This window comes from Collinsella sp. TF10-11AT (assembly GCF_003437565.1).
Lineage (GTDB): Bacteria > Actinomycetota > Coriobacteriia > Coriobacteriales > Coriobacteriaceae > Collinsella.
Genome location: NZ_QSQW01000002.1, coordinates 79,001 through 102,791, shown reverse-complemented (window position 1 = coordinate 102,791; position 23,791 = coordinate 79,001). Strand labels below are relative to the sequence as shown.

The window sequence follows — 23,791 nt, the reverse complement described above, 5'->3', positions numbered from 1 at the left end:
TGGTGCTTAAAGCCGCTGGCACACCGTAGCCACATGCTGCCCATCAAAACCGAACCCCCAGCGCATGCGACCCACGCCGGGGCGCGGCACACGGATTTCGTCGATGCCGTCGCGCTCTATGTCGAGTAGCGCCTGCACGGCCAGCAATTCCAGGCCCAGCGCATCCACATCGGGGTCATACATCAAGTTAATCGTTATCAGCGGGCGCTCGCCCAGCATACCGATCGTATCGGCTATGTCGAACACGGCGCCCGTAGGAAAAACCTGGATGTCCCAGCGATCCGCGCCACACTTTCGCCTCGAAGCAGGATTGGCATAGCCCGGCAATCCAAAGCAGAGTCCTTGCAAGAGTAGGTGATATGGCAGCGGTGTATCTGGGTCGGTCGCACCGATTCCCGCATCTCCCAAGATGCGGCTTAGCGCCCGCCTCACGGTATCCTCGTTCCCATGGCACAGCCCGTCGCGAAACGCATCGACGTCTCGAATGTCTTCTGCAGCGCACTCAAACCACTCAATAATCACTAGACGCAAGGCCTGGCGAAGCTCGTTATTGGGCAATCGCAAAGCACGGAGGCGATCGCCATGCTCTGGCTCCTCAGTCATATCCGTCGTGAGAAAACCGGACAGATACAGCGCTGTCCACATGCCATCGTCAGGCGAGACATCTGGCTCTGCAGTGCCCAAACAAAGCGGGACCTCAGCGCGCCCATGGGCCTCGAGCAAATCAAACAAGACCGAAAGGCGGTCGAGATTCCACCCGGCAACTACCCTACTCAGGCAATCGACATATCCATACAGATCGGCACGCACAGGCGCCGTGCAGCCTCGGCCCAGAAAACCGATCACACGCTCTGGACTCGAGCAATAGGCCCTGCCAAACCGATACCCCTCGAGCCATTCACGCGCATCATCCAGGTATTCCTCGCGCCCAGCATGATTCAAAAGAGAATCGACCTCGGCATCCGAAAAACCGAAACATCGGTCACACCACGCCGACAGCGGCGTCGTCAGACAATACGAGCAGCCGCGCGAAGAAAGCGCCGCTTCGGCAGGACCGGGACACTCCCCCATCAGACACGTCAGCCGCAACGAATCGCGCGCAGTGGCAATGGCGTCAAACAGCACACGGTCAAGTAGTTCTGCCGGATCGGCGACGGAAGCGTCCCTCGCGCTCGCACGGCGAGACCACGCCGCATCGTACCCATCAACGAGCAATACAACCTGCTCATCGCAGGCAACCTCCAGCAGCTCTATGAGCACACCGAGCACCGAGTCAACCTCGTCCGCGCTCGCCACGCCACGCGCGACACGTTCGATGTGACGCACCTTATCTCGAGCTAAATCCGGAGCCTCCAAGAGCGCCAACAAGCGAGCGCACTCGCCCGAAAGGGCATCGCGCACGACGCCGGCAATAGCGGGGCCACGCCTCGCGACGCCAGAAAAGTCCAGCGATATCACCGGATAGCAAGCATACTCATCCCGATAGCGCCCGCCGTTCGCATCCCAAATCTGAGCATCGGCAAACAAACGCTGACCAGAGCGACCGACCGCTGGACGCTCCAGAAAAGCCCTAAGCATCGACAAGTTCATGCTCTTGCCAAAACCCTCGGGTCGACAACACACCACAACGGACGCGTCGCAGTCCAACACATCGGCAATAAACATGGTCTTGTCAACCAGCATGCAGCAACCAAGGGCCTCCGCATAGTCGTGCATGCCAATGGGCAAAACCGCATCGTCGGCACAGCCGATCAAGCGCACGCCAAAGCCAGCAGCACAATCAACATTTGCCTGTTCAGACACCAAAACGTTCCCCCTAAATCGCTGCACGATGCCAATTGTAATGACCGCCTCGCGCGTACCGACGACGCCGTGCGAACATATCGGGCAACGGTAGCAACAAGAGGTGTGAGGGGGCATAACTAATCGTTGCACAACAAAACGGGGCCCGATGCATTCGCACCGGACCCCGTCCCAACTCTTTAGTTATCTAGCAACCAAGAGGCTACTCCTCCGAGCCGTCCTCCCCAGAAGCTTTCTTCTGCTGATCGAGCTTATGCTTACCACTTACGATAGACGTAGCGCCCAGTGTGGCCAAGCTTGCACTGGCAAGGCTCGCCATAACGATAAGGTCGCCCGTCTTGGGCATGTTACCGCCAGATGACTTGGTCGTTGTAGTCGTCGTGGTTGTAGTGGTCACCGTCTTGGAGTCATTTTGCTCTTGGACCTGGTTGTCAGCACCGCTCTTGTCGTCGTCTTCGGGCTGTTTCTTTTCGCCCTCGGTCTTGCTCTCGTCCTTCTTCTGACCGGACTTGTCGCCCTTCTCATCAGAGCTAGGACCCTTATCGGATTCAGCCTTTTCGGAAGCCTTGCCCTTGGAGTCGCCCTTTGCGGCCTCGGTCTTTTCCGTGGAAACCTGATCAGAGTTGTCCTTGTTCTGGGTCGAGCCATTATTGACGCCAGCCATCAGCGAAGAGCCCAGCGTAGAACCAAGCTGCACGGAGAAAGAAGGCTTCTTGTCCGGCGAAGCAACGGGGGCGTCCGGCACCTTATTCGAGTCGTCCTTGGAAGCATCGGAATCAGGTGTTGCATCAGAGCCAGAGCCGTTGTTAGAGCCGGTGTCAGCGGACGAATCGCTCGAGCCGGTGGATGAGTTAGAGGTGCCAGCACCGGTCGAACCAGAAGCGTCGCTGTCCGTATTGCCGGCAGAGCTTGAAGACGAATCGCCCGCAGCAGAGCCGTTCGAATCGGAGCCGTTCGAGGTAGAGCCGTCGTTGGTAGTACCACCAGCAGAACCATCACCGTCAGTATCGGTCGAGGGCGCATCCATCCTGTCATCGTTGGCATCGTCACTCGAGTCGTCATTCGAATCAGGTGTCGGCGAGGGTGCCGGCGTAGGCTCGGGCTGCACGGGCGTCGCAGCGGCAGCCTCATCCTCGGCGATATAAGCCAAGCAGTCCTTCAGCTCGTTGCGGTAGCGGTTCTTCCAGCCCTCATGATACTGGGGCTGGCTCGAATACTTGGTCGCCACGTTATTGACCACGCTGTTGGAAAGCGCCGTCACAAACTCGCGATCACTCATACCGTTAGAAAGATTCGCCCAGCGGAAAAAGTCCCTGCAGCCACCGGTGCCGCACATGTTGGTGATGCTCCACACCATGCCCTTGACGCAGTCGGCGCGGCCCGAAATATCAATGCCCAAGCCGCTCTTGAGCCACGCCTCGGTCACCGCATAGTACGAGTTATACGCATAGGCATCTTGAAGTGCTGAGAACTCAACAGGATCGGTGTTGTACGCACCTTGGAAGGCCTCCTGCGCAATACGGCCCAGCTCGGTGAGCTGGCCGTTCTCGTACATGGCATTGCTCGTGTTGGAAATCTCGCTGCCGCGATCAATCGCATCCTTGAGCATGCTGTATTTTTCGGGATTGTAGTTGTAGGCCTGCTTCATAAACGGAATGAGCGACCATCGACGGTCGAACTGGTAATAGCCCAGCGCGTTATAGCCGTCGCCATACGAAAAGCCCTGGTTATAGTTGCCATGGCTCTCGTACTTGGTAAAGTACTTCATCTCGGGGGTCACGTTAACAAACGAAACGCCCTGGACCGACCTCAGCACGCCCGAGAAGGACTGCTGGGTATAGAGACCCTTATCAATATCGGTGGCATCCGAGGCAACGCCCGGCGTGGGCTCCTCGGCGACGGCGGGCGCGGGTGCGGTAACGGCGCCAAACGAAAGCGCCAGCGTCAGGCCCGCGACAATCGCAGAATGCTTGGGCTGCATAAGATCCTCCCTGCATTGGTATAGTTAAAGTGCAGTTTGCAAAGATAAAAATAAGTATTGCAGCTCACCCGTTGTTGCACAACAACCTCTCGGTAAACGGCAACAACCCTCCGCGAAAACTTAAGGAATTAAACAAACTGGTCGTCGGGCGCCATCAGAAGCTCGCCGTATCGCTCCATCAGCCCGTCCCTCAACTGACAAAAAGCGGGAATATATACGTTCAAGATGCGCTGAATCAAATCTTGAGCGAGCTTGTTGTCATAGATATGGACGTTCGTATTGCGGTCTTTGAGCATATCTAGCCAGGCCGCCTCATCAATAAAGTCGTAGAATCGGTAGGACTCCTTCAAGATGGCACGAGGAGACCCCGACGCGGCAAGCGTGGCGCCCTCATACTCGAGCAGACGCTTAAGGAGCTTCCAGCTCAGTTCAAATTGAAGATTGAACTTATTAATCAAACCACTCTGAACAAAATCATTGTTGAGATCCTGATTGGGCGCATCCTCAAGATTCGCCAAGGCGCTGACAAAGTTCTCATATTTTTTCATACAGAATCACACCATCCCTGGCAATTTCATCGAGCAATTGACGCGATAAGGACTCGTCGAGATTGACGACATCTACATCTAAAAGAGTATCAAGACGCTCCTCGATCAAATATGACAACCGGCCGAAATCCCGGCAACCTGCTACGGCGATGTCAATATCGCTCTTAGGCAAGTTGTCACCTCGAGCGCGGGAACCAAACAGCACAACCTTCTCGGCGTCACATTCCCGAGCAAAAACTTCAATTTGCTTATACACCTTGTCGAGAGATGTCATTTGCAGCCCTACAGCTTAATGTCGAAGTTGATCTCGGGGACGGCAGCAAGGTCGGCCAACGTCACGCCGTCGACGTACTTTTCGATCACGTCGTCCAGACCGCGCCAGAATTTGACGGTCGAGCAGAGATCGCTGCGGGCGCAGCTGTTGTCGATGCCATCGCACGCCACCGGAGCCGTGCTGCCCTCGACGGCGCGCAGGATGTCGCCAGCACGCACCTCGGAGGGATCCTTGGCCATCATGTAGCCGCCGCCCTTGCCGCGCACGCTCTTAAGCAGGCCCGCCTTCATAAGCGGACGAACCAGCTGCTCCAAATACTTTTGCGAGATATGTTCGCGGTCGGCGACCTCGCGCAGGGCAATCTTGCCCTCGGCGTCGCCCAGCGCCGCGATATAGATCATCAGCCGGAGGGCATAGCGGCCCTTGGAAGAAATGAGCATACCTACCCTCCCATTGCATCTGGGACAACATAACCAAGTTTGTTTGTCCCAAATCTTAAGTAAGTGGGACAAACACAACAGGTTATTTTGTCCCAGAATTAGAAAAGTCGAGTGGATTAGTCGGGTTTTCCCTTGACTAACGCCAAACCCATAGTAACTTTATTCCGAGAAGATTCCTAGGGTTTAGTACACCTATGAGTACACCATATACAGAGAGGGACAGCATGAGCGCAAATCCGCTGCTTTCCATCGAAGGTCTCACCGCCTCCGTGGACGAGAAGACCATCCTCCACAATGTCAACCTCAACGTCGCCGCCGGCGAGACCCACGTGCTGATGGGCCCCAACGGCGCCGGCAAGTCCACCCTCGGCCACCTGGTCATGGGCGACCCCGTCTACACCGTGCAGGACGGCCGCATCGTCTTTGACGGCCAGGACATCACCGAGCTCACCACCGACAAGCGCTCCCGCGCCGGCCTGTTCCTGAGCTTCCAGGCCCCGGTCGAGATCCCGGGCGTGCCGCTGTCGAGCTTTTTGCGCGCCAGCATCGCCGGCCGCCCCGGCCTGGAAATGAAGGGCAAGGAGTTCCGCCGTCGCGTCAAGGAGCTCGCAGCTGAGCTCAACATGGACACCGCCTACCTCAACCGTGAGCTGGGCGTGGGCTTCTCGGGCGGCGAGAAGAAGAAGGTCGAGATGCTCCAGCTTCTGCTGCTGCAGCCCAAGCTCGCCATTCTGGACGAGACCGACTCGGGTCTGGACGTCGACGCGCTTTCCACCGTCAGCCACGGCATGGACGCCTACCGCAAGAGCTGCGACGGTTCCATGCTCATCATCACGCACAATACGCGCATCCTGGAGCACCTGGATGTCGACCGCGTCCACGTTATGGTCAAGGGCCACATCGTGCGCGAGGACGACGCCTCGCTCATCCCCTGGATCGACAAGAACGGCTTTGAAGCCTTCGAGCGCGAGGCAGCCGAGCAGCGCGCCCAGGCCGAGGCCGCCGCTGCCGAGCAGCAGGCGTAAAGGGGCGACGCAATGACCAAGAACCGCACCGAGGTCGCGGACATCGACCGCAGCCTCTACGACTTCACCTACGGCGAGGAGGGATTCGAGCGCCTCGACGCCGGCATCACGCCCGACATCGTGCGCGAGATCAGCGCCAAGAAGGACGAGCCGCAGTGGATGCTCGACCTGCGCCTCAAGTCCCTCGAGATCTTCAACCGCTTCCCGGATCCGACGTGGGGCCCCTCCATCGAGGGCCTGGACATGGACAACATCGTCACCTACGTCAAGCCCAACACCGACCAAAAGCACGACTGGGAGTCGGTGCCCGACGACATCAAGAACACCTTTGAGCGCCTGGGCATCCCCGAGGCCGAGCGCAGCTACCTGGCGGGCGTTGGCGCGCAGTACGACTCCGAGCTGGTCTACCACAACATGCAGGACACGGCGTCCAAGATGGGCATCGTGTACTCCGGCATCGAGGAGGCCCTGCACGACCCGCAGTGGGAGCCGCTCATCCACGAGAAGTTTATGACGCTCATCCCGCCCACCGACCACAAATTTGCGGCCCTGCACGGCGCCGTATGGTCGGGCGGCTCGTTTGTCTACGTGCCCAAGGGCACCAAGCTCGACTTCCCGCTGCAGAGCTACTTCCGCCTCAATGCCAAGGGTGCCGGCCAGTTTGAGCACACGCTCATCATTGTCGAGGACGATGCCGACCTGCACTTTATCGAGGGCTGTTCCGCGCCCAAGTACAACGTGGCCAACCTCCACGCCGGCGCCGTCGAGCTCTTTGTGGGCAAGCGTGCGCACCTGCGCTACTCGACCATCGAGAACTGGTCCAAAAACATGTACAACCTCAACACCAAGCGTGCGCGCGTGGACGAGGATGGCGACATAGAGTGGATCAGTGGCTCCTTCGGCAGCCACGTGGGCTACCTCTACCCCATGAGTGTGCTCAACGGCCGCCGCGCCCGGTCGAGCTTTACCGGCATCACCTTTGCCGGCGCCGGGCAGAACCTCGATACCGGCTGTAAGGTCGTGCTCAACGCCCCCGAGACCTCGGCAACCGTCGAGACCAAGGGCATCTCCAAGAGCGGCGGCATTCAGACCTTCCGCAGCTCCATCGTGGCCACGCCCAAGGCCGAGGGTTCCAAGGCAACCGTGAGCTGCCAGTCGCTCATGCTCGACGACCAGAGCCGCTCCGACACCATCCCCGCCATGGACATCCGCGCCAAGAACGTCGACATCGGCCACGAGGCCACCATCGGCCGCATCGGCGACGACAAGGTGTTCTACCTGATGAGCCGCGGCATCTCGGAGGAAGAGGCCCGCACCATGATCGTCAACGGCTTTGCCAACCCGGTCTCCAAGGAGCTGCCGCTGGAGTACGCCGTCGAGATGAACAACCTGATCAAGCTCGAGATGGAAGGAGCGATCGGATAATGAAACAGACCACGAACACCGCTGCCACCACGCTCGAGCAGGTCAATGCGATGCCGGCTGCAACTTGGGGCTGGCTCAAGATGAACCAGACTAAGCTCGAGCTTTCGGCCGAACTTGCCGCCGCACCCGCCGAGGCCGTTGAGGTCGAGGGCTTGGACGAGCAGCTTGCCGGCTCGGCCGACGCCTTCGACGCCGCCATGGACGCCATGGCCGAGCGCTTCCCCGAGCGCCGCGCCTCCGCCCCCGGCGACGCTGCCGACCGTGCCCGCATCACGCCCGAGACCGAGCTCGACGTGCCCGCCACCTCTGTCTACCAGGCCGGCGCCATCAAGCTCGAGGAGGAGCTCTCCCCTGCCGAGGCCTTCGAGACCGGCATGGGCGAGGCTGCCTATGCGTATCTGACCGAGCACGCCACCAAGCGCATCGTCATCGATGTTCCCGCCTACCAGCACGCCGCCGTTACCGTGCGCGTGAGTGGCGTCGACGCAGCGGCTGCGATTGCCGCCATCGACGTCGTCGCCCGCCCGCAGGCAACGCTCGACCTCGCCCTAGCCCTGGACTCCCCCGTTGCCGGCGAGGGCGTCGTGGGCTCCGTGCTGCGTGTGTGCGCCCACGAGTACGCCACCGTCAACGTGACCTGCACGCAGACACTCGACGACAGCTGGATCGCGCTCGACGACACCGGCCTGTTCCTGGACGAGGGCGCGCGCGTCAACGTGCAGCACACCGTCCTGGGTGCCGGCGCCAGCGCCACCGGCCTTGCCGGCGACCTGCTGGGCGATACCGCCAAGGTCACCATCGATACCGATTACCTGGGCGCCCGCGAGCAGGTGCGCGACTTTAACTACGAGCTGCGCCACCGCGGTCGCAAGACCGAGTGCGAGATCGACGCCAACGGCGTGCTGACCGGCACGTCCAAGAAGGTCTACCGCGGCACCATCGACCTCGTGCACGGCTGCAAGGGTGCAACCGGCACCGAGCGCGAGACGGTGCTCTTGGCTAACAAGGGCGTCGACAACAAAACCGTTCCCGTCATCCTCTGCGACGAGGACGACGTCGCCGGCAACCACGGCGCCACCATCGGCCACGTCCGCGACGAGCAGCTGTTCTACCTCGCCTGCCGCGGCCTTGACCAAAACGCAGCCGAGGACCTGTTCATCCGCGCCAAGCTGGAGGACGCTGCGCTTTCCGCCACCGACGAGCGCACCCGCGCCGCCGTCGTCCGCCTGGGCAACAACCTGATCGACAACTTTGAGGAGGAGCTCGCATGATCGATACCGAGCACGTTAAATGTGACACCTGTACCGCACCGGAGCCTATGGAGCTCGACGCCAGCGACGAGGCTTCGCGCGGCTGGCCCACCGTAGATATCGAGACCAACCCCTACAAGGGCCAGTTCCCGCTGTTCCAGCAGCACCCCGAGATCGCCTTCCTCGATAGCGCCGCCACCGCGCAGCGCCCTACCTGTGTGCTCGACGCCGAACGCGACTTCTACCAGCGCATGAACGCCAACCCTCTGCGCGGCCTGTACTCGCTGTCCGTCGAGGCCACCGACGCCATCGCGAAGGTCCGCCAACAGATCGCCGACCTCATCGGCGCCCCCAACGCCAACGAGATCGTCTTCACCCGCAACACGAGCGAGTCGCTCAACCTGGTCGCCAAGAGCTTTGCGCCCACAGTGCTCGAACCGGGCGACGAGGTCGTCATCACCATCATGGAGCACCACTCCAACCTGATTCCGTGGCAGCAGGTCTGCCGCGGGACCGGTGCCAAGCTCGTCTACCTCTACCCCACCAAGACCGGCCAGCTCACGACCGAGGAGGTTCTGGCCAAGGTGGGCCCCAAGACCAAGATCCTGGCCGTAGGTCAGGTCTCTAACGTGCTGGGCGTCGAGAACCCGGTCAAGAATCTCGGCAAGCTCGTGCACAAGTACGGCGGCTATCTGGTCGTCGACGGCGCACAGTCGCTGCCGCACATGCCAGTCAATGTGGCCGATCTGGGCGCCGACTTCTTTGCCTTTAGCGCGCACAAGGCCATGGGCCCCATGGGCATCGGCGTGCTGTGGGGCAAGATGGACCTGCTCAACGCCATGCCGCCCATGCTTACCGGCGGCGAGATGATCGACTCTGTCACCGAGCAGGACGCCGTCTGGGCGCCCGTCCCCGAGAAGTTCGAGGCCGGCACGCAGGACGCCGCCGGCATCTTCGCCACGGGTGCGGCACTCGACTACCTGGTCAACACGGTGGGTTACGAGAACATCCAGGCACGCGAGCAGGCACTCGTCCACTACCTGATGGGCGAGCTCATGCAGCTCGACTTTGTCCAGATCATCGGCTCGATCTACTGGGACAACCACCACGGCGTCGTGAGCTTTAACGTCAAGGGCATCCACCCGCACGATGTCGCGAGCATCATGGACATGGACGGCGTCTGCATCCGCGCCGGTCACCACTGCGCGCAGCCGCTACTCACCTGGCTGGGCGTCGAGAACCTTGCCTGCTGCCGCGCCAGCGTGGCCTTCTACAACGACAAGGCCGATATCGACAAGTTCATCGCCGGCCTGCATCACGTTTGGAGCACGTTCAATGGGTAATCTGTACACCTCCACCACGTTTATGGAGCACAATTCGCACCCTGACTACAAGTACGAGATGGACGCCCCCACGCACGAGCACGACGGCATCAACCCCAGCTGCGGAGACGAGCTCACCTTGCAGCTACGTGTCGAGAACAACGTGATCGAGGAGGCCTCCTTTACCGGCCACGGCTGCGCCATCAGCCAGGCCAGTGCCGACATCATGGCCGACCTCATCACCGGCGAGACCGTCGAGGAAGCTCGCCGCTTGGCAGAGCTCTTCCTCGCCATGATCCGCGGCGAGCAGCTCTCCGAGGAGGACTTGGAAGACCTGGACGAGGCCGCCCAGCTCCAGGACATCTCGCACATGCCCGCCCGCGTCAAATGCGCCGAGCTCGCCTGGCGCACCCTCGACGGCATGCTCACGGGACAAAATAATCAGTAGTATTTGTCCCAAATCTTAAGAATTTTGTTGGCCGAATCGCTTGACAAGAGTGGTTCGGCCATTTTCTATTCCGAGCCCTCAGCCTGAGCATTCACCCGCGCATAAGCGCGCACGATACGAGAGACGGTACTCTTGCTGATTCCCGTATACCGTTCGATCTCGCGCACCGTGTAGCCGCCATCGTGCAGGGCGAAAATGATTCCGTCTCGCCGCGAGGGTGCTACGGTCTTGAGTTTGTTGAGCGGCACACCCAGGCGCTTCGCCATCTTGTCGGCAAACGCACGCCGCTCCCACTCTGTCTCATCCATATCGTGAATCACCGGATCGGAACCATCGGGCATTAACAGAGAATAATCCAGAAACCCCCTGACAGACTCAAAGAGCTCGAGCACACAAGAAGGGTCTGAAAATCCCCTCGTCATATCGTTGTCATACGCTCGCAGATACTCGGCAAAGCTGCTCCACGGATAGCGCTCGATCAGGGCGATACCCGCCTCCTGCGGATTAGCATGAACATAGCGAATGGCGGCCATTAGATAACGGTCGGTATCGAGCGAGCGCCGGTCAAAACGGTTCTGGAACAGATGGCCCGTGCGCCCCGTGCGTTTATTGAACCGACGAGCGTACGTCAAAAGCAGCCGGTGCATCGCCGCGCTCATCGCGTCCTCGTAATCTGCAAGCACCAGATGCACGTGATTGCCCATAAGGCACCAGGCGATAACCGTCACGCCCGCCTCGCGGCAGCACTCGCGCATCAGCTCCAAAAACTCCCACCGGTCTTCATCGCCCTCAAAGATGAGCTGCTTGCCCACACCGCGGGCACAGACATGGTAAAAGCCGGTAACCGTTCTCCAAACGCGCTGCATGGCACCCCCTTCGCCGGGATCTGATTGCCATCCAATACAGCACGATTGAAGCGTGCCATCAAAACATTCACGCAAAACAATACACTCGCGCGGCCAAAGGCAATAAACGGGCGGCGAACGGCACCGTTGCAACAGGTCAGCCCCTGCAACGCTTACAAGAGCTGACCAAAAGCTTGCCAAAGACGAACCCCCTCTACAAAAGTTCACGACCACAGAATATAGAGTTAAACCGTTTCAATTAAAACTTCCGGACTTCTCGCTACGAAAACTGAGCCGTTCGCCGAATATTCCGTGCATTTCGCGGTATTATAGGGGCTGCATGTCATGTCCCTTTCGAAGGGTCGCCCGGCAATCGCCAGCCACGACCCCCAGACGGGACGCCAACACGATAGAGAGGAGAGGCATGCAGTACTCACAGGAAGTGGAGAACATGTGCCCCGTTGCCAAGGGTGCATACCACGGCCCCGCACCCATCCCCGAGGAGGGCAAGTGGGTCCAGGCTAAGGAGATTTCCGACATCTCCGGTCTTACGCACGGTGTGGGTTGGTGCGCACCTCAGCAGGGCGCCTGCAAGCTCACGCTGAACGTCAAGGACGGCATCATCGAGGAGGCCCTCGTTGAGACCATCGGCTGCTCGGGCATGACCCACTCTGCCGCCATGGCTTCCGAGATCCTTCCCGGTAAGACCATCCTCGAGGCCCTCAACACCGACCTCGTCTGCGACGCCATCAACGTTGCTATGCGCGAGATCTTCCTGCAGATCGTTTACGGCCGCAGCCAGACCGCGTTCTCCGAGGGCGGCCTGCCCGTGGGCGCCTCCCTCGACGACCTCGGCAAGGGCCTTCGCTCTCAGGTCGGCACCATGTTCGGCACCAAGGCCAAGGGCGCTCGTTACCTCGAGCTCGCTCAGGGCTACGTCACCCGCATGGCTCTCAACGACAAGAACGAGATCATCGCATTCGAGTTCCTGAACCTCGGCAAGTTCACCGACGCCGTCAAGGCCGGCAAGACCCCCGAGGAGGCCATCGCTGGCGCTATGGGCCACTATGGTCAGTGGGAGAACGCTGCCAAGTACATCGACCCGCGCACCGACGAGGAGACTCACTCCGTCGCCAGCGTGTTCCCGGTTCACGAGTAGAAAGGGAGGGAAATAACTATGACTGTTACGTTCGAAGGTTACGAGCGCCGCGCTGACAAGATCAACAAGTGCCTCGCCGACAACGGCATCGCCTCCCTCGAGGAAGCTCTGCAGATCTGCACCGACAAGGGCTTCAACCCGCGTGAGATCGTCAACAACACCCAGTCCATCGCCTTCCAGAACGCCGAGTGGGCCTACACCCTCGGTTGCGCTCTCGCTGTCAAGCGTGGCGCCAAGACCGCTTCTGAGGCTGCCGCCATCATCGGCGAGGGCATCCAGGCCTTCACCGTTCCCGGCTCCGTCGCCGAGGACCGCAAGGTCGGTCTGGGCCACGGCAACCTGGGCGCTATGCTGCTCTCCGACGACACCGAGTGCTTCGCCTTCCTGGCTGGCCACGAGTCCTTCGCTGCCGCTGAGGGTGCTATCGGCCTGGCTCTGAACGCCAACAAGGCTCGCAAGAAGCCGCTGCGCGTCATCCTCAACGGTCTGGGCAAGGACGCTGCTCAGATCATCGCCCGCATCAACGGCTTCACCTACGTGAAGACCCAGTTCGACTACTACACGGGCGAGCTCAAGGTCGTCGAGACCATCCCCTACTCCGATGGTCCCCGCGCTGCCGTTAACTGCTACGGCTCCGACGACGTCCGCGAGGGCGTTGCCATCATGTGGCACGAGAACGTCGACATCTCGATCACCGGTAACTCCACCAACCCCACGCGCTTCCAGCACCCCGTCGCTGGCACCTACAAGAAGGAGCGCCTCGAGGCTGGCAAGAAGTACTTCTCCGTCGCTTCTGGTGGCGGCACTGGCCGTACCCTGCACCCGGACAACATGGGCGCCGGCCCCGCCTCTTACGGCATGACCGACACCATGGGCCGTATGCACTCCGACGCCCAGTTCGCTGGTTCTTCCTCCGTGCCTGCGCACGTCGACATGATGGGTCTCATCGGCATGGGCAACAACCCCATGGTCGGTGCCACCGTCGCTTGCGCTGTCGCCGTCGAGGAGGCCCTCAAGGCCTAATCGCGCCCGCGCGATGCTCATATAGTTGAGCTTTAGAGCCGCTACCTTTTAAGGTGGCGGCTCTTTTTGTTTGCACTGTCGCAGGGTAGCTAATGCCGATATATCAGTTGGGGCGATATACGAGATGTGATGAGATGGAGCATCAGAACGCCCATGACGCCCACCTGCCATATGTGCCCTTTACCGATTTGCCGAGTCTTTGCGGCCCCATTGCCGATCACCCGTGCGACAATGCGCCGGACGAGAAAGGAATCCGATGGAATCGACTGATGTACTGGTAATTGGATCTGGCATTGCGGGCCTTTGCGCCGCCATCGAAGCGGCGCGCGCGGGCGTGACCGTCACTGTGGCAAGCGCCGGCAAGACTATGAGTGGATCAAGCTTCTTCCCCGGAACCTGGGGCTTGGGGCTTATCGGACCCGTTAACGAAGACGACGAACAAGACCTTATCGATACCATCCAGACCGTTGGTGGCGGCGTCGCCGACCCCGATCTTGTCCAGACGTTTGTCCACAGCATTCCCCAGGCAATTGAATGGCTCGAGCAAGACCTGGGCGTTGAGCTCCAGCGTCCGCAAAGCGCCGAGAGCGCCCAGCAAAAGCAGTTTATCCCCTGCTTTGACCACAAGACGCGCATGTGGCGCGGCCTCACCCGCAAACCCCTTGAGGACGCTCTGACAGCCCGGATCGAGTCGCTCGGCATTCGCCTGCTCCCCCGCCATGAGCTTATCGACCTTGTTGAGGACACGAACGGCAGAATAACCGGAACCGTGCTCTACGACCTCACCGAAAATCGAATCGTGCCCTTTGCTGCCAAGGCCACGATCATCGCAGCCGGTGGCACAAGCGGCCTGTTCGAGCGCAGCCTTACGTCGGCTGATGTGCTCAGCTCCTCGCAGGCCATCGCGCTGGCGCACGGCGCAACACTTACTAATATAGAGTTCATGCAGATGATGCCCGGCTTCATCGAGCCCAAGCGAAACCTTGTATTTAACGAGAAGACCTGGCGCTACGTCAAGTTCGACCAGTCGGTCGATATTGCCGACGGCAAGCTAAACGATCTGCTCGAGCAACGCTCCGGATATGGTCCCTTCACTTCGCGTCTGGATTCTCGCGCTATCGACCTAGCCATCGACCAAGCGGGAGCCGAAGACCTGGCGCTCCACTACGACTTCCCCCGCGAGGACGTCCCCGAGTTTGTGCAGACCTTTGCCACCTGGCTACAAGACGAGCACGGCATCGCGCCGACCGACGAGATGCGCGTGGCGATGTATGCCCACGCCGCCAACGGCGGTATCAAAATCGACAGGACCGCGCAAACGGGCGTTGAGGGCCTCTACGCTTGCGGTGAGGCAACAGGCGGCATGCACGGCGCCGACCGCATCGGCGGCTTGTCGAGTGCCAATGGCATCGTATTCGGGCGCATCGCGGGCGCATCGGCAGCTCGAGCAGCGCTGGACGCTCCCGAGGCGGCCGCTCCGATGGATATCGCCCTCCCTCAGTATGGCATTGCCACAACAGATGCCGAACGCCTGACACACAGCCTTAAGCACACGATGAGCACCTATTGCATGATCAACAGGACCGAAGCAGGTCTATCCAAGGCCCTGCAACAGCTTGAAAGCCTAAAAGACGAGGCAACTGCGCTGAGCAAGCCGCATGCCAATGACAGCGAGATCGCAGCCCTCGCCCGCCTGCAATCGCAGAATCAGCTGGCAACGGAGATGGTCAAAGCCATGCGCAAGCGGACCGAAAGCCTGGGTTCGCACTATCGATCGAATTAAACTGGACACCTATCTAGAGCAGAGCACAACTAATCGATATCTATGGGCCCCGTGACCTCGAAGTGGCACGGGGCCCATTCGTGTCCGCACGGCAGCGTATCCTTATTCTGAGTACAGAGCGGGCAAAGCGCGCATAGACAATAGATCAGCGAGGAGGAGATATGGACAGTAGAGATATCGAGAAGTGGCGTGTCGAACTTGATAGCTACGCCAATGTGGAAGACGGCGTTGAGTATTGGCTCGCACGCGATTTAATGGAACCCATGGGGTACACTCGATGGGAGAACTTTGCCGAAGTTGTTAAGAGGGCAAAAGTCTCGTGCGAAACAAACAAAACTCCAGTTGATTCCCATTTTCGTGACACCACGAAAATGGTAACTGCCGGTGTCGCCGCTCGCGCGGTTAAAGACTACAAGCTTACGCGCTATGCATGCTATTTAATCGCCCAAAACGGAGATTCAAACAAGCCAGAGATCGCGCTCGCCCAGGCGTACTTCGCCGTGCAGACGCGCCGCCAAGAGCTCATAGAGCAGCGCTTCGCAGAGATTCAGCGCTTGCAGGCGCGCCACTCGCTATCTGATTCAGAGAAACAGCTCTCGGGTATTGCGTTCAAACGCGGCGTGGACTCCAAAGGATTCGCAATCATCAAGTCGAAGGGCGATGAAGCGTTATTCGGCGGCAGAAGCACGGCGGAAATGAAGCAACAGCTCGGCGTATCCAAGAGCTCGGCATTGGCGGACGGGCTAGCCGATGTTCTCATCAAAGCAAAGGACCTTACGAACTCGATGACGGCCTTCAACGCCGAGGAACACGACCTGTACGGTCTGGACCAGATCAAGCAAGAGCACGTCGAGAACAACACAAGCGTGCGTGGCAGCCTCATCGACCGCGGAATTGTACCTGAGAACCTACCGCCTGCCGAAGATACAAAAAAGCTCGAGCGTCGCGTGAAGGCAGACGAGAAGAAACTCAAGGAAGGTACTGACGGTTTTACCGATCCCCAGGGTAGACTCGATCTGTGAAAGCGGCCGTGCCCTTTCGGGTTCGACCCCATGAAAGGTCAACAAAAAAGACGGTCAACTATCGCTGACCGTCTTAACATGCTTTGGTGGGCCGTCAGGGGGTCAGCCTGCTTTGCAGGCGGCCGCTGCGGCGCTTTGCGCCTTGCGCGCTGCGTTGGTAAATGCTTACGCATTTCCTCAGCTTCGCGCCCCGACGGGTTCGACCCCATGCGAGGTCAACAAAAAAGCGACCAGCCTAAGCCAGTCGCTTTAACATACTTTGGGTGGGCCGTCAGGGGGTCGAACCCTGGACCTTGGGATTAAGAGTCCCCTGCTCTACCAACTGAGCTAACGACCCAAAGCTAAAGTCCGTCGTAGCGGACTTTAGAGGAGATATCGTGTGGTGGGCCGTCAGGGGGTCGAACCCTGGACCTTGGGATTAAGAGTCCCCTGCTCTACCAACTGAGCTAACGACCCGATATCAACACGAAGCAAGAACTGGGGTGGGTAAAGGGACTCGAACCCTCGACCTACGGGACCACAACCCGTCGCTCTAGCCAACTGAGCTACACCCACCGTGTCCTGTGCGCTTCGCACTCGACTATTATTGCAAGGAACGCCACGCGATGCAAGCCCCAATTTTCAAGAATTTTGAAAAGAGTTTTTCGAGACCATTTCGAGCATTTCCCACCGGTTTCATAGGAGTAAACTTGCCCCACTGCAAATGCTCGAAAGGACCGGCATGAAAGAACTCTCCAACCGCACGGCAACGTTTACCGATTCCGTCATCCGTCGCATGACGCGCATCTCCAACAAGTATGGCGCCGTCAACCTGTCACAGGGCTTCCCCGACTTTGATCCCCCGGCGCAGCTGCTCGATAGCCTCAGCACCATCGCCACCGATCCCAAGCCGCTCTACCACCAGTACTCCATCACCTGGGGCTCTCAGGCCATGCGCGAGGCGCTTGCCGCCAAGCAGGAGCACTTTATGGGCATGCCGATCAACCCCAACGAGAATATTGTAGTCACCTGCGGCTCCACCGAGGCCATGATGGCCGCCATGATGACGGTCACGAACCCCGGCGACAAGGTCGTCATTTTCTCGCCGTTCTACGAGAACTACGGCGCTGACACCATTCTCTCGGGCGCCGAGCCCATCTATGTGCCGCTCAACCCGCCCACCTTTGACTTCGACCGTGAGGTCCTCGAGGCGGCCTTCCGCGACAACGATCCCAAGGCGATCGTCCTATGCAACCCGTCCAACCCCTGTGGCAAGGTCTTTACGCGCGAGGAGCTCACTTTTATTGCCGACCTGTGCAAGAAGTACGACGCCTACTGCATCACCGACGAGGTGTACGAGCACATCGTCTACGCTCCCCACGAGCACGTCTATATGGCCACGCTGCCCGGCATGTTCGAGCGAACCATCAGCTGCAGCTCGCTGTCTAAGACGTACTCCATCACCGGCTGGCGCCTGGGCTACACCATTGCCCCAGCCCAGATCACCGAGCGTATCAAAAAGGTCCACGACTTCCTCACCGTCGGCGCCGCCGCGCCCCTGCAGGAAGCCGTCGTCACTGCCCTCAATTTCGACGACAGTTATTACCAGGAGGTCCTCGACCTCTACACCGCCAAGCGCGACCTATTCTGTCAGGGACTCGACAGCATCGGCCTCACGCACAACGTGCCGCAGGGCGCGTACTACGTGATGATGGACATCTCTGAGTTTGCCTATGACAGCGACCTCGACTTCTGCGAGGATCTGGCCTCCAAGGTGGGCGTGGGCTCCGTTCCGGGCTCCAGCTTCTTCCGCGAGCCCGTCAACCACCTCATCCGCTTCCACTTTGCCAAGCGAGACGAGACGCTCAACGCAGCACTGGAGAACCTCAAGTTCCTGCGTGATAAAATCAAACCGCGCGGGTAAGGACGGCCCGGCACTAAATGCACCCCGAGGCCGGCCACATCCTGGTCACGCGCGACCCGCGCGACACCATCGGCGAGCACAGCGGCTGCCCCTTCCACGACAACTGCCTCGAGGGCCTCATCGCCGGCCCCGGCGTTAAAAGGCGCTGGGATGGCAAGAGCGCCGGAGACATGGCCGATGACCCGGAGGCCATGGATCTGCTCGCCGGCTATCTGGCGCAGGCGCTCATGACCTTCATCCTGTGCTATGCGCCGCAGAAGATCGTCATCGGCGGCGGCGTGGCCGACCACACCCCCATCGTGCCGCTCGCGCGCAAGAAGTGCGCCGAGATGCTCAACGGCTATATCGTCACGCCCGAGGTCAACGACATCGATACCTACATCGTCAACAACAGCCTCGAGGGCAAGCAGGGCATCATGGGCTGCCTGGCCCTAGGCGCACAGGCGCTTCAGTAACAGACGCACCCACAGGGCGTGGCGCACCCGGCAAATCCGACCTATGGAACGACGCCGCCACACCTCATATAAGCCCTCCAATAAAAAAGGCCGCCTAGGACCAAACAATGCGTCCTTAGGCGGCCTTTTTGGCGCACATCAGCGACCGTAAGAGATATCGGAGCACAACGCCCGTTGCCGCTCCACAGCAGTCGATCATCACATCAGTGATCATGCCGGCGCGTCCCGGCACAAAGAGCTGAATCGTCTCGTCGATCGAGGGAATCAGCAGCAGGAACACTGCCGTGGGCAGCAGCACGTCAAAGGTGCGTCGGCCCTCAAAATCAAAGGCGTGCGTTGCCAGGATGCCGAGCACCAAATACTCGGTAAAATGCGCGCACTTACGAACAACAAAGTTGGTCACCCATTCATATGGAAGTCCCACGCCGTGCAGGAAACCGCGGATAGCTTCCATGACCGTTAGGCTCAGTGAGCCCGACCCCGAGCCGGGAACCAGCGAATTGCCCCAGATCAAGAGCGCCATCAGGCAGGTTACGACCGCCCATTTTCGATTGATCTTAACCATGCAGAAGTTATGCCTCCGCACGGAGCGGCGCGAAGCTGGCGGTACCGCCCTCGATAACGCTCAGATAAGCACGGCCCGTACGCTTGGCGGTAGAGGACTGAAGACGCTCGATCTCTTCCTCGAGGATCTGATTGACGCGCTCGTGACGACGATTTTCCATAATGCCGGCGGCAATAGCCTCGGCCCGCTCGATGCTCTCACGCGAGATACGGGCAGTATCCTCGGGGAACACAGCGCTGTGACGGCCGACATAGGCGGGGGCAGCAGGCTGAGGGGCAGCGACGGGAGCGGGGGCTGAAACAGGAGCAGGCTCGTCAATCTCATCCAGAATCGCGGTGGCGGCGGCCCACATACCCTCGTGGCCCGAGTAATCGGCCATGGGGACATCAACCTCGAGCGAGGCGTCCGGAAGGTCGCCGGTGTCGATGCGATCTTGGGCATCAATCGATGCGGTGATGGCTGCAGGCTCATCGAGGTCATCGAGATCGATGCCCGCGGCACCGGAGATGATAGGCATGCTGGCGAGGTTTGCATTGTACGGCGCAGCCTCAGCCGCCTGCTGCTGGGCAGGAGCGCCCCAAAGCGAGCTTTCGGCGGCACGGCGGGCGGCAACAGCCTCCTCGTCCGCGGTCATGGCTTCATCAACGTACGAATTATCGGCAGAAGCGTTCGCGTCCGCCGAGGTAGCGCTGTAGGCGTTATTGACCGCCGCATTGGCAACGAGTGCCACGAAAGCCGCCGTGCTGCCCGCAGGGGCGGCCTGGGAGCCCGACACGGCGCGTGCCGCGGCGGCGATATCATCGCGATTGAAGGAGCCGGTCTGCCCGCCGTTGGTGAGCTCGTCGATGGCGACTTGATAGACGTCGCGCGAGCGTGCAGGGTCGCAGCTCACCGGCGAATCGTCGTCGAGCATGCTGTCGATCATGGACCAAGCCTCGGCCTCGTCCATAGCATCTGCGGCTCGAGCGATGGTAGGGACACCATCATCGGCATGACGGCGCTGGAACGCACCAGTCAGGCCGGAAAGGAATGCCGAGGTAGACTGCTCCGACTGAGCCTGAGAAGCAGAAGCCGCAGCGTACGGAATCGCATCCTGCTGCTGAGCTGGAATCGAGGCGGTCTTGAACTCGCTTTGATGCTGATTGAGATTGGCGGCACCGCCCATGGCATCGGGCTGGAACAGACGCTCTTCACGCTGCGCACGATACTCGGAGATACCCAGCGAGGCGGCATAGATACCCACGCCCGCCACCGCGCCCACGGCGAAGGGAACTGCACCCGCCACGACCGTCTCGTTCACCGACGAAAACGGCAGCGTCGCGGCATACATAACCACGGGAGCGGCAAGGCCGATCCCGCACGAAAGTCCGGCAAGGACTGCTCGTTGTGTTGCATCAGAAGAAGCCATGAGCTCTCCCCATCTTCCAGCACCCAAATCGCATCATTCAGTTGGCTGCGCGAGAGAAGATGAAGCGGGGCTATGCCCCAAAGCAACGGTATATGGTTCGTTTCATCTGCGTTTTCCGTCGCGAAGCTTAAAAGTTATTATGCGAAACCGTCCTGTCGATTGCAAGTGACGATGTCGGATTGAAACGGGAAACCTGCTGCTCGTCGGTCTTACGGTCAAAAATAAGCGCGGAGCGACGCTATAGAAAAGGGCCGAGGCTCAAAGCCCCGACCCTTTATCGCATTGATGACTATCGCTGCGCGTGGATGACAACCTAGAACGTCTGCTCGTAGTCGCTGTGTTTTTTGGCCGAACGCACCAGGAACTCCTGGTTGGTGTTGGTGCCCTTAAGACCCTTGATAAACGATGCGGCTGCGCGCTCGGTGTTGTTCATGCCGGCAAGAATGCGACGCAGACCAAAGACAAACGGACGCATCTGCTCGTCGACCAACAGGTCCTCGTTACGCGTACCGGAGGCAACGGGGTCGATAGCCGGGAAGATGCGGCGGTCGGCCAGGTCGCGGTCGAGCTTAAGCTCCATGTTGCCGGTGCCCTTGAACTCCTCAAAGATGACCTCGTCCATCTTGGAACCGGTGTCGATGAGGGCAGAGGCCAGGATGGTAAGCGAGCCACCGTTCTCGATATTGCGGGCTGCGCCCAGGAAGCGCTTGGGAGGATACAGTGCCGCCGAATCGACGCCGCCCGAAAGGATGCGGCCTGAGGCGGGCGCCGCCAAGTTGTAGGCGCGGGCAAGACGCGTGATGGAGTCGAGCACCACCACAACATCGCCGCCCAGCTCCACGATGCGCTTGGCGCGCTCGATAACGAGCTCTGCCACGCGAGTGTGGTTGTCGGCGGGCATATCGAAGGTCGACGCCACAACCTCGCCCTTGATGGAACGCTGCATATCGGTGACCTCTTCGGGGCGCTCGTCGACGAGCAGGCAGATGAGGTGCACCTCGGGGTTGTTAATCGAGATGGACTGGCAGATCTTCTTGAGGATCGTGGTCTTGCCGGCCTTGGGCGGGGACACGATCAGGCCACGCTGGCCCTTGCCGATCGGCGACACGATGTCGATGGCGCGACCGGTAATGGAGTCCTTGCCGTGCTCCATGCGCAGCGGCTCGTTGGGATAGACCGGGGTGAGGTCGCCGAACTTGGGGCGGTTGCGAATCTGCTCGGGGTCCAGACCGTTGACGGTCGTGATTTTGGCGAGGCCGGCGCGCTTGTCGCCGCCGCGCGAAGGACGCAGCGAGCCCTCGATGACGTCGCCCGTGCGCAGGCGCGCGGAGCGGATGAGGTAGGCGGGCACGAAGGCGTCGTCGTTGGACTTCATGTAGCCATGGGCGTGGATGATGCCGGAGCTATCCGGGCGAATCTGCAGAATGCCCTTGATGTCGCGGAAGCCCTCGGCCTTCGCGGCGGTGACGTAGATCTCCTCGACGAGCTCGGCTTTCTTCTTGCCGGTCGTCTCGATCTCGAACTCCTTGGCCTTCTCGCGCAGTTCGGCGACCTTCATGGCAGCGAGCTCCTCACGCGAAAGCGTGGGCTCGGTGGGGGCGGCGTTACGCTCCTTGTTGCGCTGTTTGCGATCGCGTTGGCGGTTGCGACGGTCGTTGTTGCGCTCGTCCTTGCGCTCGTTGCGCTCCTCGTTGCGCTTGTGCTGGCGACGGTTGGGGCGAGCGTTGTCATCGGCCTCAGCGGGCGCGGCGCCATCGGTTGCGGCGGCGTCGGCATTGGCCGCAGCGGCGTCATTGGCCTCGGCGCCGGAATCGACCTGCGCTTCGACATCAGCCTGCTGCTCGGACGCCTTGGCCTTAGCGGACTTCTTACGACCGCGCTTGGGCTTCTCGGACGCAGGCTGTTCGACGTCCTGGGGCTCGGCGGCATCAATCGATGCATCGGCGGTCGTCTCGGCGGAATCCTCGGACGCACCCTTATTGGCAGCCTTAGCCTTGGACGTGCGCTTAGCAGCGGTGCGACGGCTGCGACCGGGACGGACGTCGGCGGGCTCGGCATCGGCGGGAGCGGCCTCGGAAGTCGTAGCATCCTGGACGGGTGCATCGGCAGCGGTTGCAGACTCGGCGGTCGCCGCAGCATCCCGAGCGGCGGCGGCTGCGGCTGCGGCCTTCTCTGCCTCGACGAAGGCCTTGGGCTTGCGACCGCGACGGTGCGGGCGCAAAGCCGGATCGACAACGGGAACTTCGCTGGCCTCGACAGGCACAGCGGGCTCAGCAGGCGATGCGCCCTCCCCTGCCGCGGAACGGACCGAAGCCTCAGTGAGCTCGGGGGCTACCTGTTCCGCAACCTGCTCGGCCTTAGCAGCCGTGCGGCGGCGTGTGCGCGGTGCCGGCTTCTCGGTCGGCAGGTCGGCGGCAGGGGTCTCGGGCACAGACGGAGCTGCAAGCTCGGTCAGAGCCGCGGCCTCGCGCTCGGCAGCACGACGGCGGGCGCGCACCACCTGAGCCTCGCTAATCTGCGCCAACGCACGTGCCTGCGCGACCTCATCGGAAATCGGCGCCGAGGAGTCAGCTGCAACGGTGCGCTTGGCGCGCGTCGTGCGCGTGGTACGGCGCTTGGGCTTGGTGACCTCCTCGCCGTCAGTGGCAGGCTTGGCCGTGTGGCGCGTGAGCTTGGGCTTTGCCGGAGCAGCCTCCTCACCAGTTGCAGGCACGGCCTTCTCAGCCGCCACAGGCATAGGCGTCGAAGCAGCCTTAGGCGTCTCAGGAGCCGAGGCTTGCGCGGGCGCCGCGACCTGGTCCGACGCAACCGGTGCAGCGGGAGCGGCCTGCGTCGTCGTTATTTCGTTTTCTTGCTGTTGATCAGACACAGTGTTTGCTCAACTTTCTTTTCAAGCCCTGTAATCACATGCTCCCTGCATAAACCTTCAGGGCGGCTAAACAGTCTAGTTCCGTTCAAAACGACGGATATCATTGATCTGTATCGAGATGATTGCGTCATATACGCAGCGTTAGTGTAACACAACCGCAACCACCTGCAACTTAGTCATTGGACGTTCTTAAACGCCCAGTCATCAGGGACACTCCTCCTCAAAAGCGCCTTGAAATGTCGC

The 23,791-nt window shown here is 60.4% G+C and carries 20 protein-coding genes and 3 tRNA genes; 11 read left to right on the top strand and 12 right to left on the bottom strand.

Annotated features, from left to right (window positions below):
- Positions 1-6 precede the first annotated feature (6 nt).
- From DXC99_RS01930 to DXC99_RS01910, 5 genes are all read right to left on the bottom strand, one after another.
- Complete coding sequence (locus DXC99_RS01930) at positions 7-1,803, bottom strand: AAA family ATPase (protein ID WP_158551588.1); 1,797 nt, start codon at positions 1,801-1,803, stop codon at positions 7-9.
- 202 nt (positions 1,804-2,005) lie between these two features.
- Positions 2,006-3,784: a hypothetical protein gene (locus tag DXC99_RS01925; protein ID WP_117629106.1), complete on the bottom strand. Its 1,779-nt coding sequence runs from the start codon at positions 3,782-3,784 to the stop codon at positions 2,006-2,008.
- 128 nt (positions 3,785-3,912) lie between these two features.
- On the bottom strand, positions 3,913-4,332 hold the full coding sequence (locus tag DXC99_RS01920) for an HI0074 family nucleotidyltransferase substrate-binding subunit (protein WP_089572004.1): 420 nt from the start codon (positions 4,330-4,332) through the stop codon (positions 3,913-3,915).
- The gene (locus tag DXC99_RS01915; protein ID WP_089572006.1) at positions 4,319-4,606 is read right to left on the bottom strand and encodes a nucleotidyltransferase family protein; all 288 of its coding nucleotides are present in this window, start codon (positions 4,604-4,606) and stop codon (positions 4,319-4,321) included. Before DXC99_RS01915 ends, DXC99_RS01920 begins: the two co-directional genes overlap by 14 nt.
- A gap of 8 nt (positions 4,607-4,614) precedes the next feature.
- Positions 4,615-5,046, bottom strand: a complete 432-nt coding sequence (locus tag DXC99_RS01910; protein WP_089572008.1) for an Rrf2 family transcriptional regulator — start codon at positions 5,044-5,046, stop codon at positions 4,615-4,617.
- 224 nt (positions 5,047-5,270) lie between these two features.
- Between DXC99_RS01910 and sufC the strand changes: the two genes are divergently transcribed.
- The 5 genes from sufC to sufU are packed head-to-tail and all read left to right on the top strand — an operon-like array spanning position 5,271 to position 10,516.
- Positions 5,271-6,071, top strand: a complete 801-nt coding sequence (gene sufC / locus DXC99_RS01905) for a Fe-S cluster assembly ATPase SufC (protein ID WP_117629105.1) — start codon at positions 5,271-5,273, stop codon at positions 6,069-6,071.
- A gap of 12 nt (positions 6,072-6,083) precedes the next feature.
- On the top strand, positions 6,084-7,496 hold the full coding sequence (gene sufB / locus DXC99_RS01900) for a Fe-S cluster assembly protein SufB (RefSeq protein WP_022094821.1): 1,413 nt from the start codon (positions 6,084-6,086) through the stop codon (positions 7,494-7,496).
- Positions 7,496-8,767: a SufD family Fe-S cluster assembly protein gene (locus DXC99_RS01895; protein ID WP_117629104.1), complete on the top strand. Its 1,272-nt coding sequence runs from the start codon at positions 7,496-7,498 to the stop codon at positions 8,765-8,767. The genes sufB and DXC99_RS01895 overlap by 1 nt, the downstream gene beginning before the upstream one ends.
- Positions 8,764-10,089, top strand: coding sequence for an aminotransferase class V-fold PLP-dependent enzyme (locus DXC99_RS01890; protein ID WP_199408841.1), 1,326 nt, complete (start codon positions 8,764-8,766; stop codon positions 10,087-10,089). The genes DXC99_RS01895 and DXC99_RS01890 overlap by 4 nt, the downstream gene beginning before the upstream one ends.
- Positions 10,082-10,516, top strand: a complete 435-nt coding sequence (sufU, locus tag DXC99_RS01885) for a Fe-S cluster assembly sulfur transfer protein SufU (RefSeq protein ID WP_117583738.1) — start codon at positions 10,082-10,084, stop codon at positions 10,514-10,516. The genes DXC99_RS01890 and sufU overlap by 8 nt, the downstream gene beginning before the upstream one ends.
- 65 nt (positions 10,517-10,581) lie before the next feature.
- On the opposite strand, the gene DXC99_RS01880 is transcribed toward sufU, so the two are convergent.
- Positions 10,582-11,382, bottom strand: coding sequence for a transposase (locus DXC99_RS01880; protein ID WP_117629103.1), 801 nt, complete (start codon positions 11,380-11,382; stop codon positions 10,582-10,584).
- A gap of 403 nt (positions 11,383-11,785) precedes the next feature.
- Here DXC99_RS01880 and DXC99_RS01875 point away from each other — a divergent pair, with 403 nt between their 5' ends.
- From DXC99_RS01875 to dinD, 4 genes are all read left to right on the top strand, one after another.
- Positions 11,786-12,520, top strand: coding sequence for an iron-sulfur cluster assembly scaffold protein (locus DXC99_RS01875; RefSeq protein ID WP_006235554.1), 735 nt, complete (start codon positions 11,786-11,788; stop codon positions 12,518-12,520).
- A gap of 18 nt (positions 12,521-12,538) precedes the next feature.
- A complete protein-coding gene (locus tag DXC99_RS01870) occupies positions 12,539-13,543 on the top strand; it encodes a GGGtGRT protein (protein ID WP_055252290.1) in 1,005 nt (334 codons plus the stop codon).
- A 256-nt stretch (positions 13,544-13,799) separates the two neighbouring features.
- Entirely contained in the window at positions 13,800-15,326 is a 1,527-nt protein-coding gene (locus tag DXC99_RS01865; protein WP_117629102.1) for an FAD-dependent oxidoreductase, read from the top strand.
- 161 nt (positions 15,327-15,487) lie between these two features.
- Positions 15,488-16,348, top strand: coding sequence for a DNA damage-inducible protein D (dinD, locus tag DXC99_RS01860; RefSeq protein WP_117629101.1), 861 nt, complete (start codon positions 15,488-15,490; stop codon positions 16,346-16,348).
- A gap of 264 nt (positions 16,349-16,612) precedes the next feature.
- On the opposite strand, the gene DXC99_RS01855 is transcribed toward dinD, so the two are convergent.
- The 3 genes from DXC99_RS01855 to DXC99_RS01845 form a co-directional block, all read right to left on the bottom strand.
- Positions 16,613-16,685, bottom strand: a tRNA-Lys gene (locus tag DXC99_RS01855).
- 43 nt (positions 16,686-16,728) lie between these two features.
- A tRNA-Lys gene (locus DXC99_RS01850) sits at positions 16,729-16,804 on the bottom strand.
- A gap of 22 nt (positions 16,805-16,826) precedes the next feature.
- A tRNA-His gene (locus DXC99_RS01845) sits at positions 16,827-16,903 on the bottom strand.
- A 166-nt stretch (positions 16,904-17,069) separates the two neighbouring features.
- On the opposite strand from DXC99_RS01845, the gene DXC99_RS01840 reads away from it, so the two are divergent.
- Both DXC99_RS01840 and DXC99_RS01835 read left to right on the top strand, forming a co-directional pair.
- Complete coding sequence (locus DXC99_RS01840; RefSeq protein ID WP_117629100.1) at positions 17,070-18,251, top strand: pyridoxal phosphate-dependent aminotransferase; 1,182 nt, start codon at positions 17,070-17,072, stop codon at positions 18,249-18,251.
- A 17-nt stretch (positions 18,252-18,268) separates the two neighbouring features.
- Complete coding sequence (locus DXC99_RS01835) at positions 18,269-18,706, top strand: ROK family protein (RefSeq protein ID WP_233503826.1); 438 nt, start codon at positions 18,269-18,271, stop codon at positions 18,704-18,706.
- Positions 18,707-18,821: 115 nt separating this feature from the next.
- Here the strand turns inward: DXC99_RS01835 and DXC99_RS01830 are convergent, their stop codons facing one another.
- From DXC99_RS01830 to rho, 3 genes are all read right to left on the bottom strand, one after another.
- Positions 18,822-19,271 carry a VanZ family protein gene (locus DXC99_RS01830; protein ID WP_117583742.1) on the bottom strand — a complete coding sequence of 150 codons (450 nt, stop codon included), beginning with the start codon at positions 19,269-19,271 and terminating at the stop codon, positions 18,822-18,824.
- A 7-nt stretch (positions 19,272-19,278) separates the two neighbouring features.
- Positions 19,279-20,679, bottom strand: coding sequence for a hypothetical protein (locus DXC99_RS01825; RefSeq protein ID WP_117583743.1), 1,401 nt, complete (start codon positions 20,677-20,679; stop codon positions 19,279-19,281).
- Positions 20,680-20,992: 313 nt separating this feature from the next.
- Entirely contained in the window at positions 20,993-23,548 is a 2,556-nt protein-coding gene (gene rho, locus DXC99_RS01820) for a transcription termination factor Rho (RefSeq protein ID WP_369831444.1), read from the bottom strand.
- Positions 23,549-23,791 lie beyond the last annotated feature (243 nt).

Coding starts and splice junctions, on each gene's coding strand:
- DXC99_RS01835 (WP_233503826.1), top strand. CDS start 18,269: ATGCACCCCGAGGCCGGCCACATCCTGGTCACGCGCGACCCGCGCGAC.
- DXC99_RS01830 (WP_117583742.1), bottom strand. CDS start 19,271: ATGGTTAAGATCAATCGAAAATGGGCGGTCGTAACCTGCCTGATGGCG.
- DXC99_RS01880 (WP_117629103.1), bottom strand. CDS start 11,382: ATGCAGCGCGTTTGGAGAACGGTTACCGGCTTTTACCATGTCTGTGCC.
- DXC99_RS01915 (WP_089572006.1), bottom strand. CDS start 4,606: ATGACATCTCTCGACAAGGTGTATAAGCAAATTGAAGTTTTTGCTCGG.
- DXC99_RS01895 (WP_117629104.1), top strand. CDS start 7,496: ATGAAACAGACCACGAACACCGCTGCCACCACGCTCGAGCAGGTCAAT.
- sufB (WP_022094821.1), top strand. CDS start 6,084: ATGACCAAGAACCGCACCGAGGTCGCGGACATCGACCGCAGCCTCTAC.
- DXC99_RS01825 (WP_117583743.1), bottom strand. CDS start 20,679: ATGGCTTCTTCTGATGCAACACAACGAGCAGTCCTTGCCGGACTTTCG.
- DXC99_RS01840 (WP_117629100.1), top strand. CDS start 17,070: ATGAAAGAACTCTCCAACCGCACGGCAACGTTTACCGATTCCGTCATC.
- DXC99_RS01870 (WP_055252290.1), top strand. CDS start 12,539: ATGACTGTTACGTTCGAAGGTTACGAGCGCCGCGCTGACAAGATCAAC.
- DXC99_RS01925 (WP_117629106.1), bottom strand. CDS start 3,784: ATGCAGCCCAAGCATTCTGCGATTGTCGCGGGCCTGACGCTGGCGCTT.
- DXC99_RS01910 (WP_089572008.1), bottom strand. CDS start 5,046: ATGCTCATTTCTTCCAAGGGCCGCTATGCCCTCCGGCTGATGATCTAT.
- sufC (WP_117629105.1), top strand. CDS start 5,271: ATGAGCGCAAATCCGCTGCTTTCCATCGAAGGTCTCACCGCCTCCGTG.
- DXC99_RS01875 (WP_006235554.1), top strand. CDS start 11,786: ATGCAGTACTCACAGGAAGTGGAGAACATGTGCCCCGTTGCCAAGGGT.
- dinD (WP_117629101.1), top strand. CDS start 15,488: ATGGACAGTAGAGATATCGAGAAGTGGCGTGTCGAACTTGATAGCTAC.
- DXC99_RS01920 (WP_089572004.1), bottom strand. CDS start 4,332: ATGAAAAAATATGAGAACTTTGTCAGCGCCTTGGCGAATCTTGAGGAT.
- sufU (WP_117583738.1), top strand. CDS start 10,082: ATGGGTAATCTGTACACCTCCACCACGTTTATGGAGCACAATTCGCAC.
- DXC99_RS01890 (WP_199408841.1), top strand. CDS start 8,764: ATGATCGATACCGAGCACGTTAAATGTGACACCTGTACCGCACCGGAG.
- DXC99_RS01865 (WP_117629102.1), top strand. CDS start 13,800: ATGGAATCGACTGATGTACTGGTAATTGGATCTGGCATTGCGGGCCTT.